Here is a 15411-nt window from a genome sequence, read left to right as displayed (position 1 = left end):
GCGCGCGGCCCCCCGGCAAAAAGGAGCCAAGCCTTGCGGGCTGTCCACCGGAGGCTGTTGCTGGCAGGCGTCGTCGCGGCGAGTGTCGGCGGCGCGGCCGCTTTCCCCGTCCTTGCGGACTCCTCTTCCCCCTCCCTCGTCAAGGTGACCGCCGCCGAGGGCACCCCCGTGCCCGGCCAGTACATCGTCACCATGAAGAACGGCGCGTCCGCCGCCGCGGCCGCCGAGAAGGTCAAGGCCGCCGGCGCCCAGCGCTTCGACGGCGCGCTCAACGGCTTCGCCGCGCGGCTGACCGGCGACCAGCTGAACAAGCTGCGCCACGACAGCCGCGTCGCCGCCATCGAGCAGGACCAGATCGTCAAGGCCCAGACGAGCACCGAGAAGTCGGCGCCCTGGGGCCTGGACCGCATCGACCAGCGCAAGCGCCCGCTGTCGAAGACCTACAGCTACAACGCGCTCGCCAAGAACGTCACCGCCTACGTGATCGACACCGGCCTCGCCGTCAACAACACCGAGTTCGGCGGACGCGCCGCCGTCTCGTGGGTCGCGCCCCGCTACAACGGCAGCGGCGCCGACTGCAACGGCCACGGCACGCACGTCGCCGGCATCATCGGCTCCAAGACCTACGGTGTCGCCAAGGGCGTCAAGCTGCGGGCCCTGCGCGTCCTCGACTGCGACGGCACGGGCTACGTGTCCGACATCGTCGCCGCCGCGAACTGGCTACGCACCCACGCCGCCAAGCCGTCCGTCGCGAACCTGTCGATCGGCGGCCCGAAGTCCGCGGCGCTCAACACCGCCGTCATGAACCTGTCGAAGTCCGGCGTCTTCGTCTCCGTCGCCGCGGGCAACGACAACAAGGACGCCTGCAACTTCTCGCCGTCCTCGGCGAGCTGGGTCATGACCGTCGGCGCCACCACGTCCTACGACAACCGCGCCACCTTCTCCAACTGGGGCAAGTGCGTGGACATCAACGCCCCCGGCTACGACATCCGCTCGACGCTGCCCGGCAACACGACCGGCCTCGAGAGCGGGACGTCCATGGCGTCCCCGTTCGTCGCCGGCACCGCCGCCCTCTACCTGCAGATGCACCCCAAGGCCTCGTTCCCGACGGTGCAGACGTGGCTGAACGACACCTCCACCAAGAACGTCCTCGGCCGCATGCGCAGCCAGGCCAACCGGCTGCTCTACAAGAGCAACCTGTGAACCTCCCATAGGATGGCCCGGCTCCCCAACGGGGAGCCGGGCTTTCTCGGGTGTTGAACCGTCCCACGGGTCACAGCCGTTTAACCTTGGCGAGGACTAGGACGGCCCTTTGCCGTCCGTTGGCGTTCGGCCGGACGCCCCCGGGTCCGGCCGGAGAGGAGCAGACGTGGAGTCCCCCACCTCCACCCTCCGGAGACGAGCCCGGCGCGCCGCCGTGGCGGTCCTGGCCGTCGCCCTGCCGCTGACCGGCGCCACCGCCCACTCCGCCGCCGCGCAGCCCGCCGCCCCCACCGCGCCCGCCCTGCCGTCCGACCCCGGCGACAGCGGCAAGTTCGCCAAGCTCAACGCCCAGATCAGCAAGCTCGACAAGGCCTACGGCGGCGACCTCGCCAAGCTGCGGGACGCCCAGTACGCCGCCAAGAAGGCGCTGCAGAAGTCCTCGAGCCTGCAGGGCGACCTCAACGACGCCCGCTCCCTCGTCGCGCAGATGGCCGCCACCCAGTACATGACGGACGGCCAGGGCCCCGCCATCTCGATGCTGTCCAGCAGCGACCCGTCCGACATGCTGAGCGGCTACACCCTGATCGAGCACATCTCGCAGAACAAGTCCGCGAAGGTCGCGCAGATCGGCAAGCTCGTCGACGAGCAGGCCACGGCCCGCCGGCAGGCCCAGCAGAAGATCACCGAACTGCAGAAGGAGATCAAGGACCTCTCCGCCCAGAAGAAGCGCATCGAGGCCCTGGTCAAGAAGTACAAGCCGCAGTCACCGAGCGTCGGCATGGGCGGCGTCACCCCGCGCATGATGAACGTCAAGACCGTCATCGACCAGGAAGAGGGCCCCTTCCCGACGATCGGCTGCGTCCGCACCACCGGCGACCCGCAGGACCACGGCACCGGCCACGCCTGCGACTTCATGGTCACCACCGGCGGCGTCATGGCCACCGGCTCCGCCAAGTCCCACGGCGACGCCACCGCCGCCTACGCCATCGCCCACGCGAGCGCCCTCGGCATCAAGTACATCATCTGGCGCCAGCGCATCTACGACCTCCGCAGCCCCGGCTGGCGCATGATGGAGAACCGCGGCGGCGTAACCGCCAACCACTTCGACCACGTCCACATCTCCGTCTTCTAGCCGTATCCCCCTCTGACCAGGGCCGCAGCTCACGAGATCTCCCGAGAGGGCACATCCAGGGCACTCGTCCCCGGAATCGTTCCCCACGTGTCGTCGATCGCCTTGCGCATCCGGTCCCGGCTGGACGGCATCAGATGCGTGTACGTCCGGAGCGTGAAGCCGGGGTCAGCGTGCCCGAGGAACTCGGCCAAGGCCCGGATGTCCACACCGCGCTCAAGGGGCGGCGGCGCTTGGGCCGCTGCGCGGCCCCGCGCCTGGCCGCCCGGAGCGTGCGGCGTGGGCGCCGGTCACCGGGCGGCCGCGCCGGGCCGCGCATCGCGACGCGTCCGCCGGCCCCGCCCCGACCGCTCGCCGCGGGGTCGCGCCGCCGCCTCAGCTGTCCTCCGGCTCCACCAGGCCCATGCCAAAGGCGAACGTCTCCACGAACTCCCGGTACGCCGGGTCCGCTTCACCGGCTGCCAAGGCTGCCAGCTCGTCAGCAACCCGCTGCTTGTCCGCGTCGGAGAGCTGGTTGAGGAGGTAACCGACGTACTCCAACTGCTTGAGCGCCGCGCGATCTTCCAACACGGTCTCGTCACAGGTCTCGAAGAACCACGTGTACGCGACCACTGCCTTGAGCAACTGCGTGACCAGTCGAGGGGATTCGTCCATCCCCGCATCCCACCAGGCCCCACCGACAGGGCATCACAAGCTGGCCTGGAAGGGTGCGGGGCTCCCCCGCCCCCGAGCCGTCAAGGATGGCGGCGGACGGAACCTGTCAAGGGCGCCCTTCGGGCGTCACTACGTGATGGCTTCGCCACCCTTGACAGAACCCGTCCGCCGCTAAGTGCAGGTCTTGTCGGGGCCGGGGGGAGAAAGGTGGGGGAAGAACAGCGGCTATGCCGCACGGCCCAGCGGTGCGGGAGCTAGGCGACCCGGCCGACGTGCAGAACCATGATGGCCTGGTCTTCCGGATAGATCTCGTAGAGGACCCGGTACCGGCCGACGCGGATGCGCCGGAGATCCTCGCTCCCGTAGGGGAAGGAACCATCGGGGCGGGGTTTGTCGGCGAGCAGATCGGTAGCGGTCATGACCTGGGCCAAGCCCTCGGCATCGTCCGAGAGGTAGCGGGAGCCGGAGGAGACAGCCCGTTCGCTCCATGTGACGCTGTAGGTCATCAGTTGGTGAGCCCGAACCGGCGCCGTACCTCGTCCTGCGGGATCGCCGTCACCGTCCCCGCGTCCTGCTGTGCGCGGTACTCGGCCAGGGCCTCCGCCTCTTCCGCGTCGGCTTGCTCGGCGAGCTGCGCGCGGCGTTCGAGTTCACGCAGCCGGCGGTACTCGTCGAGAGGGACGACCACCGCGGCCTCGTCGCCGAGGCGGATCACCTGATGATCGTCACCTACCGGGAGTTCGGTCATGGCTGCCATGCTAGATGAGGAGTCCGACGCCCGGCGCGGAGCCGGAACGCCGTGCCTTGATCATGCCCGTTGGGGTGGTCGGCAGCGGGGTGCTACGGTCGTTTGCGGGCCATGGGATGTGGCCGCTGAGCTGCATCTTCGCTGGTTTCAAGATCGCGGCCCGAAATCTTCCAAACTGGCCGCTCATGCAGATTGTCAGTACGCTGCCTCCGTTGGAGACCGGTCTGAGCACCCTTCAGGGTCCGCGGCTCAGGGAGGGTGGGTATGGAACCACTCCCGGATACGTCTCGGAGTAGGCAGAATCCCATGACCCCACCCTCCTTCCGGCCGGTCAGCCACCGTCATGCCATTTCAGGCGCAGGGCACATCGAGGGCACATGGGGACGCGATCATGTGCGAGACGTTGAGAGTCACCGAGGGACTCATGCCAGCTCAGCGCGGTCATGCGGGGCATCTTCGCTGGTCGCGATCTTGGGCAGGTCAGAACTCGGTCTTCTAGACGTCTCCGGTTCCGGGTAAAGGCCCGGGGTGGTCTGGCGCGGCGCCGGCGTGGAAGCGCGAGCCTCCTGGTTCCATTCGGGACGTCCGGAGACATGGCGTGAGCGCGGAGAGGTCGGATGTCCACCGAGGAGAACAAGAAGCTGGTTCGCCGCTTCTACCAGGAGATCGACGCGGGCAACCTGGACGCGATGGACGAGCTGGTCGCCGAGGACTACCTGGATCACTCACCGCCGCCATTCCCGGGGTTCGCGTCCGGCCTCGAGGGGCTCAAACAGGAGTTCCAGATGTTCTGGGACGCCACACCCGGCACCCACCACATCGAGGACCAGATCGCCGAGGGCGACAAGGTCGTGACGCGCCTCACGGCACGCGGCGTGCACGAGCGGGATCTCCCGGGAATCCCCGCCACGGGAAAGCCGATGACGGTGACCGCGACGGTGATTCACCGCATCGAGAACGGCAAGCTCGCCGAGAAGTGGTCGGACAAGGACGTCCTCGGCATGCTCCAACAACTCGGCGTCATCCCAACCCCCAACACCCCATCCCAATAGCCCGGTTTCGTCGGGCTTACTCCGTGTCCGGGGCTGGGGCGTGGCGGCGGAGGACGACCGTGGAGCGGCGGGCGCCCAGGTTCCAGGACACCGGCTCCCAGCCCTTCGGCTCCAAGCGCTCGACCACCGAACAGAACTGCGGGATCTCGCGGTCGGGCCTCCAGCGTGCCTTGTGCGTGATGACCACGTATTTGTGCGTGTAGCCGTCGAGGACGTTCGGGGCGTTCTCGAGGTCGCGAAGGCGGACGGTTCTTGTTTGCGCGATGGAGTTGGACAGCAGGAGCACCATAGATCGGGAGTATCCCAAGCCTCGAACGGGGGTGGGAAGGGTGGGCTTTGGTTAGGGGCGGGTGGCTTTTTCGGTTTTGAAGGTGTGGAAACCGCGGCGGTGGTAGTTCGGCAGGGCGTTGGGGTGGTCGAACGAGGAGGTGTGCAGCCAGACTCTGCGCGCCGTGGAGGACAGCTCCCATGCCCGTTGGATTCCCAGCGTCAGCGCGTAGCCGCCGAGGCCTTTGCCGACGAAGTCGGGGAGCAGGCCGAAGCTCTTGATCTCGACCTCGTGGTCGTGGGGGTCGTAGGCGACGATGCCGGCGGGTTCGCCTTCGAAGGTCACCAGTGCGAACGTCCGGCGCGGGTTCTCGGCGAACCAGGCCTGCCATTCGTCGGGGGTGCGGCGGGAGCTTTTCCAGCCGTAGGGCGTGCCGACCCTCGCCAGGATGTCGGGAACCATCGGCGAGGTCCGGTCGAGGGGCTCGAGAGCCAGGCCCGGCACTGGAGTGGCGGCGATCAGCTGGTCACGGGCGGTCATTTCCACATAGGTCACGGTCTCCTGCACGCGTTCAGGTTACGGCCATTGGAGGCGGTAGCGGAGTTCGGTGACTTCGGTGCCGCGGAGGATCCGGTGACGGGTTTCGCCGGTGGGCAGCCAGCCGACGGCTTCGTAGAAGGTGCAGGCTCGCCGGTTGCCATTGAGCACCCAGAGGACGGCGCTTTGCAGGCCGGCGGCTTTGAGGGCGTGGACGGCGCGAGCGTGGAGTGCGCCGCCGATTCCTTGCCGCCAGTGCGTTTCGGCGACGTGCAGGGCCTTCAGTTCTCCGGTGGAGGAGATTTCCGCGAACGCTGCTATCGCCGATCCGGATTCGGCGACGAAGGTAGTGCGGGTCGGGTCGTGGAGGCTTTCGCGCCAGCGGCGCTCGCGTTCGGAAACGTCGTAGGCGGCGAGGAAGGCGTCCGGGAGGAGGCCGCGGTAGGCGGCGCGGTAGGAGGCCAGGTGGAGGCGGGCGATCGTGGGAGCGTCGGCCTCGGTGGCGGTTCGGATCGCATAGGGCATGCGTCCATTAGAGGGCGCCCCCGCGATGGAGGCGCCCTCCGGGCTCAACTGGTGTAGCTGGGCAGCATGCGCTCATGGGCCTCACGGAGTTCGGCCAGCGGGATGGTGAAGAGTTCCTGCTGGTCGCCCTCGGGGCCGCGCCCGGTGACGTTGAGCGAGTCGCCGCCGGCGACGCCGATCTGGGTGACCGGGACGCCCGCCGACTCGCACAGAGCCGCCACGCGGGCTTCGCCGCCGGGACGGATCGCGACCACCGCGCGGGCCACCGACTCGCTGAACAGCGTCACGAACGGGTCGCCGGGCAGGGTGATCCGGGCGCCGAGCCCGCCGCGCAGGCAGGACTCCACCAGGGTCTGTGACAGGCCGCCGTCCGACAGGTCGTGGACGGCCGTCAGCAGGCCCTCGCGGATCGCGGTGACCATGACCGAGGCCAGGGCCGCCTCCGCCTTCAGGTCCACCAGCGGCGGCAGGCCACCCAGGTGGCCGTAGACGACGTGCGCCCATTCGGAGCCGCCGAACTCCTCGCGGGTCTCGCCGAGCAGCGCGATCGTGGCGCCGTCGGAGGTGAGCGCCATGTTCACGCGGCGGCGGACGTCGTCGTGGACGCCGAGGACGCCGATGACCGGGGTCGGGTTGATCGGGGTGGTGCCGGTCTGGTTGTAGAAGCTGACGTTGCCGCCGGTGACGGGGATGCCGAGGTACTGGCAGGCGTCGGCGAGGCCCTCGACCGCGCGGGCGAACTGCCACATGACGCCCGGGTCCTCCGGGGAACCGAAGTTCAGGCAGTTCGTCACGGCGAGGGGGCGGGCGCCGGTGGCGGACACGTTGCGGTACGCCTCGGAGAGGGCGAGCTGCGCGCCCGCGTACGGGTCGAGCCGGGCGTAGCGGCCGTTGCCGTCCAGCGCAAGGGAGATGCCGAGCCCCGACTCGTCGTCGATCCGGACGAGACCGGCGTTCTCCGGCATCGCGAGGACGGTGTTGCCCAGCACGTACCGGTCGTACTGCGAGGTCACCCACGTCTTGCTCGCCAGGTTCGGCGAGCCGGCGAGCCACAGGACGGTGCGGCGCAGCTCGTCGCCGTTGGACGGGCGGGTCAGCCGGCCCGGAGTGTCGGACTGGAGGGAGCCGAGGTCGGCCGGGGGCGCGAAGGGCCGCTCGTAGACGGGGCCCTCGTCGGCGGCGGTGACCGGCGGGATATCGACGATCGTCTCGCCGCGCCAGGTCATCACGAGCCGGCGGGTGTCGGTGACCTGCCCGATCACGGTGGCGGGGATCTCCCAGCGGCGGCAGATCTCCATGAAGCGGTCGACCTTGTCGGGCGACACGACCGCCATCATGCGCTCCTGCGACTCGCTCATGAGGATCTCCTCAGGGCGCAGCGTCGCGTCGCGCAGCGGGACGGCGTCGAGGTCGACGTGCATGCCGCCGGTGCCGGCCGCGGCCAGCTCCGTCGTCGCGCACGAGACGCCGGCGGCGCCGAGGTCCTGGATGCCGACCACGAGGTCCTCGCGGAACAGCTCCAGGCAGCACTCGATGAGCAGCTTCTCCATGAACGGGTCGCCGACCTGGACCGACGGCCGCTTCTGGTGCGACTCCTCGTCGAAGGTCGCCGACGCCAGGACGGACGCGCCGCCGATGCCGTCCGGGCCGGTGAGGGCGCCGAAGAGGATCACCCGGTTGCCGGGGCCGGGGGCCACGGCGCGCTTGATGTCCTCGTGCTTCATCACGCCCACGCACAGAGCGTTGACCAGCGGGTTGCCCTCGTAGCAGGCGTCGAAGACGGTCTCGCCGCCGATGTTGGGCAGGCCGAGGGAGTTGCCGTAGCCGCCCACGCCGGCGACGACGCCGGGCAGGACGCGCTGGGTGTCGGGGGCGTCCGCCGGGCCGAACCGCAGGGAGTCCATGACGGCGATCGGCCGGGCGCCCATCGACATGATGTCGCGGACGATCCCGCCGACGCCCGTCGCGGCGCCCTGGTACGGCTCCACGTAGGACGGGTGGTTGTGCGACTCGACCTTGAAGGTGACCGCCCAGCCCTGGCCGATGTCCACGACCCCGGCGTTCTCCCCCATCCCGACCAGCAGCTTGTCGGTCTTGGGGGCCTTCTCGCCGAACTGCCGCAGATGCACCTTGGAGCTCTTGTAGGAGCAGTGCTCGCTCCACATCACCGAGTAGATCGCCAGCTCGGCGGAGGTGGGACGGCGGCCGAGGATGTGCCGGACGCGCTGGTACTCCTCGTCGTTCATGCCCAGCTCGACGTACGGCTGCGGGCGGTCCGGCGAGGCGGCGGCGACGGCCACGGTGTCGGTGCCGGGGTCGGCTTGGACGGACGACTCGATCGCGAGCCGGGCGCCGCCGCCGACGGCGGGCTGCGGCCCCGTCCCGGACCCGATGGCGTGCTGCGGGCCGGTGTTCGGCCCGCCGACCGCGCGCTGCGGCCCGGTGCCGCGCCCTACGGCGGGCTGCGGGCCGGTGCCCGAGCCGATCGCCGGCTGCGGACCGGTGCCGCGCCCAACGGCGGGCTGCGGGCCCGTGCCGGAACCGATCGCCGGCTGCGGGCCGGTGCCGCGTCCGACGGGCGGCGGCGGGCCGGTGCTGGAGCCGATCGCGGGGAACGGGCCGGTGCCGGACGGAACGACGCGCGGGAGCGGGCCGGTGTTCGGGTTCACGGCAGGCTGCGGGCCCGTCCCGGAACCGATCGCGGGCAGCGGGCCCGCGCCTACAGGCGGGAGCGGGCCGGTGTTCGGGTTGACCGCGGGCTGCGGGCCCGTCCCCGAGCCGATCGCGGGCAGCGGACCCGTACCGACGGGCGGAAGCGGGCCGGTGTTCGGGTTAACGGCAGGCAGCGGGCCGGTGTTCGGGTTCACGGCGGGCTGCGGGCCCGTGCCCGGGCCCGGGCTCGTCCAGGCGCCGGACGGCGGCCCCTGCGGGCCGGTCCCGGAGCCGATGGCGGGCTGCGGGCCCGTTCCGGGGCCGGCGACGCGCTGCGGGCCGCTGCCCGAGTCGGGCGGCGGCGGGAACGCGGCGTACTCCCCCAGGTCGGGGGCGGTGTGCGTGGGGTCGGCGTACGGCGAGGCGGGGGCACCCTCCTCGGCGAGCGCACGCGCGAAGTCCTCGGAGGTGACGCCGGCGTCGGAGGCGGGGCCGACGGCGGGGCCGGGGGCGGCCGGCTCGTCGTTCAGCACCGGCAGCGGCCCCGTGAACGGGCCCTGCGGCGCCGGCGGAGCAGGCGGAGCAGGCAGCGCCGGCGGAGCAGGCGTAGGAGCAGGAGCCGGAGCGGCGGGCTCGGGGCCGGAACCGGCCGGGCGGTTCTCCTCCAGGATCTTCTCGAAGGCCTGGGTGACCGCCGGGTCGACCGGTGCCAGCTCGGGGTCGTCGGCGTCGGACTTCAGCTCGTCCAGCCAGTCCAGCGACGGCTCGTCGTGCGCGGCGTCGCGCCCCGCGCGGCCGGAAGCGTTGGGCCGTTGCTCGCTCATGCGTTGACCAGTCTCTTGACGATCGAGGTGAAGAAGCCGAGCCCGTCGGTGGACGGGCCGGTCAGCGACTCCGCGGCGTGCTCGGGGTGCGGCATGAGCCCGACCACGTTGCCGGCCTCGTTGCAGATCCCGGCGATGTCGTCGAGGGAGCCGTTGGGGTTCAGGTCGAGGTAGCGGGCCACGATCCGGCCGGAGTCGGCCAGTTCGGCCAGCGTCTCGCGGTCGGCGGTGTAGCGGCCGTCCCGGTTCTTGACCGGGATCACCAGCTCCTGCCCCTCGGTGTACTCCGAGGTCCAGGCGGTGCCGGCGTTCTCGACGCGCAGCCGCTGGTCGCGGCAGACGAAGTGCAGCCCGGCGTTGGGCAGCAGCGCGCCCGGGAGCAGGTGCGACTCGCAGAGCACCTGGAAGCCGTTGCAGATGCCGAGGACCGGCAGCCCCGCCTTGGCGGCGGCGACCAGTTCGGACATCAGCGGTGCGAACCTGGCGATCGCGCCCGCCCGCAGGTAGTCCCCGTAGGAGAACCCGCCGGGCAGCACGACGGCGTCGACTCCCTGCAGGTCGCGGTCGGCGTGCCAGAGCGCGACCGGCTCGGCGCCGGCCAGCCGCACGGCACGCGCGGCGTCCTTGTCGTCCAGGGAACCTGGGAAGGTGATGACCCCAACCCGGGCAGCGTCCATCTGTTCTGTTCCTCCGAAATGAGGTGCGGCCGGGACGGTCGGGTCTCATCCGCCGATCACCGCTGCGCGCGTCGCACAATCCCCCCGCGCGCGTACCAATCTACCCGGCGCTGTGCATGAGCCGGCGGTCGAGGCGGCCGACCAGTGCCCCGTCCCGCCAGGTCAGGCGCTTCCGCAGGTGAACGATGGTGCCCCGGTCGGGCGTACGGTCGATGTCCAGATCGTCCACCAGCGCCCGCATGATTTTAATCCCGCGCCCGGATTCGCTCAAAACGCCCGGGTCGCGCGGGACGGGACGGGGCCCGTGGCCGCCGTCCTCGATCTCCAGCAGGCAGGTGCCGTCGTCGACGCGGCCGGCGATGCGGTAGTCACCGGTGGCGCGGGCGTGCTGGACGACGTTGGTGCACGCCTCGGAGGCGGCGACGAGGATGTCGGCGACGCAGTCCTCGGCGACGCCCAGCCCCCGCAGCGCGTCCCCCACCACCCGGCGTACGACCGGGATGCTCGGGGCCTCCCGTGGCAGCGCGAGCGCGAACTCCATATCCACCCCGGACACCTCGTGTCATGCCCCGGGCCTCCCGGCAGGGCCCCCGGACCCGGAGCGTGCTCGACGACTCGACGCAGCTAAGACTTCCCCGCCGGAATCTTCCGTAACCGCTATACTGTCCGGTCTTTCATTTCTCCCGGCAGGCCCTCGGACGGCAGGCCGGTCCCTTCGGCCTGCGTCGCCCCGCCCTGCGGTGCGTCCGCCTGAACCCCCTCCACCTGCGGAGACTCCCCCTGGAGGCCCTGCTGGAGGTCGTCGGACGGGACGTCCTCGGACGGCAGCACCCGGACCTCGAAGTTCTCGATCACCGGGTTGGCGAGCAGCGTCTCGGCGATCCGGTGCACCCGCTCCAGCGCCGCCTCGTCGGCCGGCCCCTCGAGCTCGACCTCGAACCGCTTGCCCTGCCGGACGGCCACGACGCCGTCGAACCCCATCTGCGGCAGCTTCCGGGCGATCGCCTGGCCCTGCGGGTCGAGGATCTCCGGCTTGAGCATGACGTCGACGACGACACGCGCCACGGTCGCCCCCTCACTGATCTGCGCTTTTCCTTACGATCCTGAAGCGTACGGCACCATTGGCCCACGCGACCCACTCGCACCCCCGTCCGCACCCCGCCCGCATCCCCCGGAGCCGTCCGATGAACATCGACGACCTGACCCCCACGGAGCGACGCCTGTGGGAGGCGTTCCCGAGCGGCGAATCCGTGGACCTGTCGGCCGGGGATCCGGTCCGCGACGATCCCGCGTACGCCCCGCACTGGGGGCATGACCGGATGGTCAGGGCGGAGGTCCTGGTCGCGCTGCTGGTGGGGGCGGTGGAGGCGGAGCCGGGCCGGGTCGCCGCCGTCCGGCTCAGCGGCGCCCGGATCACCGGGTCGCTGAACCTCGGGCACGCCGAGGTGCACGTCCCGCTCGCGCTGACGGCCTGCTCGTTCGACGAGGCGCCGCACCTGTACTGGGCGAGCATGAACAGCGTCCACCTGATGGGCTGCCGGCTGCCCGGGCTGGTCGCGTCCGGCACGCGGGTGGACGGCCATCTGTGGCTGGAGGGCAGCTGGATCACCGGCGGGCTCTGGCTGGACGGCGCGAACATCACCGGGATCCTGAACATGTCGGGCGTCCAGCTGTCCAATCCGGGCGGGGACGCGCTGCTCGCCGACCGGCTGACGGTCGAGGCGAACGTCTACTGCGACCAGGGGTTCGCCGCCAACGGGGAGGTGCGGCTGCCCGGCGCCCGCGTCGGCGGCCAGCTGATCTTCCGGAAGGCGCGGCTGCACAACCCGTCCGGCGCGGCGCTGTACGCGAGCCGGCTGGACGTCGCCGCGAACGTGTTCTGCGACGGCGGGTTCGTCGCGGAGGGCGAGGTCCGGCTGCGCGGCGCCCGCGTCGGCGGCTACCTGTCGTTCGTCGGCGCGCAGCTGTCGGCGCCCGACCGCACCGCGCTGAACGCCGACGACCTCACCGTCGAGACCGACGTCTACTGCTCCGACGGCTTCACCGCCCACGGCGCCGTCAGCTTCTCCGGCGCGCACGTCACCGGCCAGCTCAGCCTGCGCGGCGCGCACCTGCGGCACGAGCAGGGGACGGCGCTGAGCCTCCAGCGCGTCCAGGCGGAGGAGGTCCTGCTGCGCCCGGCGGACAAGGTGGCCGGAACCACGGACCTGTCGTACGCGCGGATCAACCTGCTGCGGGACGAGGCGGCGACCTGGCCGGACCGGCTCCAGCTCGACGGCCTGCAGTACGAGACGCTCGAACCGCCGCTCGGCGCGCGCGAGCGCCTGGCCTGGCTGCGCCGCGACAGCGACGGCTACGCACCGCAGCCGTACGAGCGGCTCGCCGCCACCTACCGCTCCCTCGGCCTGGACGCCGACGGGCGCTCCGTCCTGCTCGCCAAGGCCCGCGACCGGCGCCGCACGCAGGGCATCCCGCTGAAGATCGTCGGCTTCATGCAGGACGGCCTGGTCGGTTACGGCTACCGGCCGTTCCGGGCCGCGAGCTGGCTGATCGGGCTGCTCGCCTTCGGGACGATCGTCTTCTCCGTCCACCGGCCGGACGTCCTGGACACCGGGCACAAGCCGCACTTCAACGCCTTCTTCTACACGCTCGACCTGCTGCTGCCGATCGGCAGCCTCGGCCAGGAGGTCGAGTTCGCGCCGAGCGGCGTCTACCAGTGGGTGGCGAACTTCATCGTCGCGGGCGGGCTGGTCCTCGGCCTGACCGTCGCGGCCGGAGCGACGCGGGCGCTCTCCCGCGAGTGAGGCCCGGCGCGGGGCCCCGGGAATGCGGGGTGGCGCGCGTCACAGCGGATCGGCGCGGCGGAGCGGGGTAAGGGATAGGCGGCGGCCCTTGCATCTCCGGGTGTGATGTCTGCCACGATGTCTTTGGTGGCTTTTGTCCCTTACCGGGGGCAAGGCCGCTGACATCGGCCGGATGTGCGGCGATCCCGCGTACCGGCCCCGAACGAGGAGTGCCATCAATGACGATCGACTCCGTCCGCGGCGCGCCCGACGCCTCCGAGCTCGCCGAACCCGAGCTCGTCAGGCTGCTCACCCCCGAGGGGGAGCGCGTCGAGCATCCGGACTACCCGCTGGACCTGAGCACCGAGGAGATCCGCGGCCTGTACCGCGACCTCGTGATCGTCCGCCGGATCGACCGGGAGGCCGTCGCGCTGACCCGGCAGGGCGAGCTCGGCCTCTGGGCGTCGCTGCTCGGCCAGGAGGCCGCGCAGGTCGGCTCGGGACGGGCGCTGTCCGAGCACGACATGGTCTTCCCGACCTACCGCGAGCACGGCGTGGCGTGGTGCCGCGACGTGGACCCGCTGCGGCTGCTCGGCCTGTTCCGCGGCGTCAGCCACGGCGGCTGGGACCCCGCAGAGCACGGCTTCCACCTCTACACCGTCGTGATCGGCAGCCAGACGCTGCACGCGACCGGCTACGCCATGGGCGTCCAGCGCGACGGGGTGCTGGGCACGCCGTCCGCCGGCGCGACGATCGCCTACTTCGGCGACGGCGCGACGTCCCAGGGCGACGTGAACGAGGCGTTCGTGTTCGCGTCGGTGTTCAACGCGCCGGTCGTGTTCTTCTGCCAGAACAACCAGTGGGCCATCTCCGAGCCGCTGGAGAAGCAGTCGCGCATCCCGCTGTACAAGCGCGCGCAGGGCTACGGGTTCCCCGGGTTGCGGGTGGACGGCAACGACGTGTTCGCGTGCCTGGCCGTCACCAGGAGGGCACTGGAGAACGCGCGGACGGGCCAGGGCCCCACGCTGATCGAGGCGTACACGTACCGGATGGGCGCCCACACCACCACCGACGACCCCACGCGCTACCGGCTGAAGGCCGAAGAGGAGGCGTGGAAGCTCAAGGACCCGATCGAGCGGGTCAAGGCGTACCTGATCCGCAACGACCTCGCCGGCACCGCCTTCATCGACGAGGTGGAGGCCGAGGCCAAGCAGGTCGCCAAGGACCTGCGGGAGGGCTGCCTGGCCATGCCGGACCCGGCGCCGCTGTCGATGTTCGAGCACGTCTACGCCGAGGACCATCCGCTGATGACCGAGGAGCAGGAGCGGTTCGCCGCCTACCTCGCGTCGTTCGAGGAAGGGGCGGCGTCGTGACCGCGCAGACCCTGACGCTCGGCAAGGCGCTGAACGCCGGCCTGCGCAAGGCCATGGAGGACGACCCGAAGGTCCTGGTCATGGGCGAGGACGTCGGCAAGCTCGGCGGCGTCTTCCGGATCACCGACGGGCTGCAGAAGGACTTCGGCGAGGAGCGGGTGATCGACACCCCGCTGGCCGAGTCCGGCATCGTCGGCACCGCGATCGGGCTCGCGCTGCGCGGGTACCGTCCGGTGTGCGAGATCCAGTTCGACGGGTTCGTGTTCCCGGCGGCCGACCAGATCATCACCCAGCTCGCCAAGATGGGCATGCGCTCGCTCGGCAAGCTGTCGCTGCCGGTCGTGATCCGCATCCCGTGCGGCGGCGGCATCGGCGCCGTCGAGCACCACTCGGAGTCGCCGGAGGCGTACTTCACCCACACCGCCGGCCTGCGCGTCGTCGCCTGCTCCAACCCGGCCGACGCGTTCTCGATGATCCAGCAGTCGATCTCCTCCCCCGACCCGGTGATCTTCTTCGAGCCGAAGCGCCGGTACTGGGACAAGGCCGAGGTCGACACCGACTCCCCCTCCGCCGGCTGGGCGCCGCTGCACGAGGCGAAGGTCGTCCGTCCGGGCGAGCACGCCACGGTGCTGGCCTACGGGCCGTCGGTGAAGACATGCCTGGAGGCCGCCTCGGCCGCCGCCGAGGAGGGACGCTCGCTGGAGGTCATCGACCTGCGCTCGCTCACCCCCCTCGACATCCGGGCGGTCACCGACTCGGTGAACCGCACCGGACGCTGCGTCGTCGTGCACGAGGCCCCGGTGTTCAGCGGGTTCGGCGCCGAACTGGCCGCCCGCATCACCGAGACGTGCTTCTACCGGCTGGAGGCGCCGGTGCTGCGGGTCGGCGGGTTCTCCACCCCGTACCCGCCGTCCCGCCTCGAGGACCATTACCTGCCCGACCTGGACCGCATCCTGGACGCGGTCGACCGGACCTTCGCGTGGTGA

General features: G+C 71.1%; 15 protein-coding genes and 1 pseudogene. 6 read left to right on the top strand and 10 right to left on the bottom strand.

Annotated elements, in window-relative coordinates:
* Nucleotides 1–33 precede the first annotated feature (33 nt).
* Both ABD296_RS27870 and ABD296_RS27865 read left to right on the top strand, forming a co-directional pair.
* Nucleotides 34–1203 carry a S8 family peptidase gene (locus tag ABD296_RS27870; protein ID WP_344273331.1) on the top strand — a complete coding sequence of 390 codons (1170 nt, stop codon included), beginning with the start codon at nt 34–36 and terminating at the stop codon, nt 1201–1203.
* A gap of 166 nt (nt 1204–1369) precedes the next feature.
* Nucleotides 1370–2335 (top strand): coiled-coil domain-containing protein, encoded by a 966-nt coding sequence (locus ABD296_RS27865; protein WP_344273328.1) that lies wholly within the window; start codon nt 1370–1372, stop codon nt 2333–2335.
* A gap of 372 nt (nt 2336–2707) precedes the next feature.
* Here the strand turns inward: ABD296_RS27865 and ABD296_RS27860 are convergent, their stop codons facing one another.
* From ABD296_RS27860 to ABD296_RS27850, 3 genes are all read right to left on the bottom strand, one after another.
* Nucleotides 2708–2986: a hypothetical protein gene (locus ABD296_RS27860; RefSeq protein ID WP_344273325.1), complete on the bottom strand. Its 279-nt coding sequence runs from the start codon at nt 2984–2986 to the stop codon at nt 2708–2710.
* A 254-nt stretch (nt 2987–3240) separates the two neighbouring features.
* Nucleotides 3241–3492, bottom strand: a complete 252-nt coding sequence (locus ABD296_RS27855; RefSeq protein WP_344273322.1) for a type II toxin-antitoxin system RelE family toxin — start codon at nt 3490–3492, stop codon at nt 3241–3243.
* Nucleotides 3492–3734 carry a hypothetical protein gene (locus tag ABD296_RS27850; RefSeq protein ID WP_202125344.1) on the bottom strand — a complete coding sequence of 81 codons (243 nt, stop codon included), beginning with the start codon at nt 3732–3734 and terminating at the stop codon, nt 3492–3494. The genes ABD296_RS27855 and ABD296_RS27850 overlap by 1 nt, the downstream gene beginning before the upstream one ends.
* Nucleotides 3735–4351: 617 nt before the next feature.
* Here ABD296_RS27850 and ABD296_RS27845 point away from each other — a divergent pair.
* Entirely contained in the window at nt 4352–4786 is a 435-nt protein-coding gene (locus ABD296_RS27845) for an ester cyclase (protein ID WP_344273313.1), read from the top strand.
* Between the two features lie 16 nt (nt 4787–4802).
* Here ABD296_RS27845 and ABD296_RS27840 read toward each other — a convergent pair whose 3' ends face one another.
* The 7 genes and pseudogenes from ABD296_RS27840 to purS all read right to left on the bottom strand — a co-directional run.
* Nucleotides 4803–5075 carry a hypothetical protein gene (locus tag ABD296_RS27840; protein WP_344273310.1) on the bottom strand — a complete coding sequence of 91 codons (273 nt, stop codon included), beginning with the start codon at nt 5073–5075 and terminating at the stop codon, nt 4803–4805.
* Between the two features lie 51 nt (nt 5076–5126).
* Nucleotides 5127–5621, bottom strand: a complete 495-nt coding sequence (locus ABD296_RS27835; protein ID WP_344273307.1) for a GNAT family N-acetyltransferase — start codon at nt 5619–5621, stop codon at nt 5127–5129.
* Nucleotides 5622–5630: 9 nt separating this feature from the next.
* Nucleotides 5631–6116 carry a GNAT family N-acetyltransferase gene (locus tag ABD296_RS27830; RefSeq protein ID WP_344273304.1) on the bottom strand — a complete coding sequence of 162 codons (486 nt, stop codon included), beginning with the start codon at nt 6114–6116 and terminating at the stop codon, nt 5631–5633.
* Between the two features lie 44 nt (nt 6117–6160).
* Nucleotides 6161–9592 carry a phosphoribosylformylglycinamidine synthase subunit PurL gene (gene purL, locus ABD296_RS27825; RefSeq protein WP_344273301.1) on the bottom strand — a complete coding sequence of 1144 codons (3432 nt, stop codon included), beginning with the start codon at nt 9590–9592 and terminating at the stop codon, nt 6161–6163.
* Complete coding sequence (gene purQ / locus ABD296_RS27820) at nt 9589–10269, bottom strand: phosphoribosylformylglycinamidine synthase subunit PurQ (protein WP_344273298.1); 681 nt, start codon at nt 10267–10269, stop codon at nt 9589–9591. The genes purL and purQ overlap by 4 nt, the downstream gene beginning before the upstream one ends.
* Before the next feature lie 100 nt (nt 10270–10369).
* Nucleotides 10370–10810: an ATP-binding protein gene (locus ABD296_RS27815; RefSeq protein ID WP_344273453.1), complete on the bottom strand. Its 441-nt coding sequence runs from the start codon at nt 10808–10810 to the stop codon at nt 10370–10372.
* 287 nt (nt 10811–11097) lie between these two features.
* Nucleotides 11098–11334, bottom strand: a pseudogene (purS, locus tag ABD296_RS27810) (phosphoribosylformylglycinamidine synthase subunit PurS); the annotation flags it as partial.
* Between the two features lie 119 nt (nt 11335–11453).
* Here purS and ABD296_RS27805 point away from each other — a divergent pair.
* The 3 genes from ABD296_RS27805 (at nt 11454) to ABD296_RS27795 (ending at nt 15411) form a co-directional block, all read left to right on the top strand.
* Nucleotides 11454–13073, top strand: a complete 1620-nt coding sequence (locus ABD296_RS27805) for a hypothetical protein (RefSeq protein ID WP_344273295.1) — start codon at nt 11454–11456, stop codon at nt 13071–13073.
* Between the two features lie 218 nt (nt 13074–13291).
* On the top strand, nt 13292–14425 hold the full coding sequence (gene pdhA / locus ABD296_RS27800) for a pyruvate dehydrogenase (acetyl-transferring) E1 component subunit alpha (RefSeq protein ID WP_344273292.1): 1134 nt from the start codon (nt 13292–13294) through the stop codon (nt 14423–14425).
* Nucleotides 14422–15411, top strand: a complete 990-nt coding sequence (locus tag ABD296_RS27795; RefSeq protein WP_344273289.1) for an alpha-ketoacid dehydrogenase subunit beta — start codon at nt 14422–14424, stop codon at nt 15409–15411. The genes pdhA and ABD296_RS27795 overlap by 4 nt, the downstream gene beginning before the upstream one ends.

This window comes from Actinomadura napierensis (assembly GCF_039529375.1).
In the GTDB taxonomy this organism is placed as follows: Bacteria; Actinomycetota; Actinomycetes; order Streptosporangiales; family Streptosporangiaceae; genus Spirillospora; species Spirillospora napierensis.
The sequence above is the reverse complement of the archived record's forward strand: the minus strand, read 5'-3'. Positions and strand labels throughout refer to the sequence as shown.

Coding starts and splice junctions, on each gene's coding strand:
- ABD296_RS27860 (WP_344273325.1), bottom strand. CDS start 2,986: ATGGACGAATCCCCTCGACTGGTCACGCAGTTGCTCAAGGCAGTGGTC.
- ABD296_RS27855 (WP_344273322.1), bottom strand. CDS start 3,492: ATGACCTACAGCGTCACATGGAGCGAACGGGCTGTCTCCTCCGGCTCC.
- ABD296_RS27850 (WP_202125344.1), bottom strand. CDS start 3,734: ATGACCGAACTCCCGGTAGGTGACGATCATCAGGTGATCCGCCTCGGC.
- ABD296_RS27845 (WP_344273313.1), top strand. CDS start 4,352: ATGTCCACCGAGGAGAACAAGAAGCTGGTTCGCCGCTTCTACCAGGAG.
- ABD296_RS27840 (WP_344273310.1), bottom strand. CDS start 5,075: ATGGTGCTCCTGCTGTCCAACTCCATCGCGCAAACAAGAACCGTCCGC.
- ABD296_RS27830 (WP_344273304.1), bottom strand. CDS start 6,116: ATGCCCTATGCGATCCGAACCGCCACCGAGGCCGACGCTCCCACGATC.
- purL (WP_344273301.1), bottom strand. CDS start 9,592: ATGAGCGAGCAACGGCCCAACGCTTCCGGCCGCGCGGGGCGCGACGCC.
- purQ (WP_344273298.1), bottom strand. CDS start 10,269: ATGGACGCTGCCCGGGTTGGGGTCATCACCTTCCCAGGTTCCCTGGAC.
- ABD296_RS27815 (WP_344273453.1), bottom strand. CDS start 10,810: ATGGAGTTCGCGCTCGCGCTGCCACGGGAGGCCCCGAGCATCCCGGTC.
- ABD296_RS27805 (WP_344273295.1), top strand. CDS start 11,454: ATGAACATCGACGACCTGACCCCCACGGAGCGACGCCTGTGGGAGGCG.
- pdhA (WP_344273292.1), top strand. CDS start 13,292: ATGACGATCGACTCCGTCCGCGGCGCGCCCGACGCCTCCGAGCTCGCC.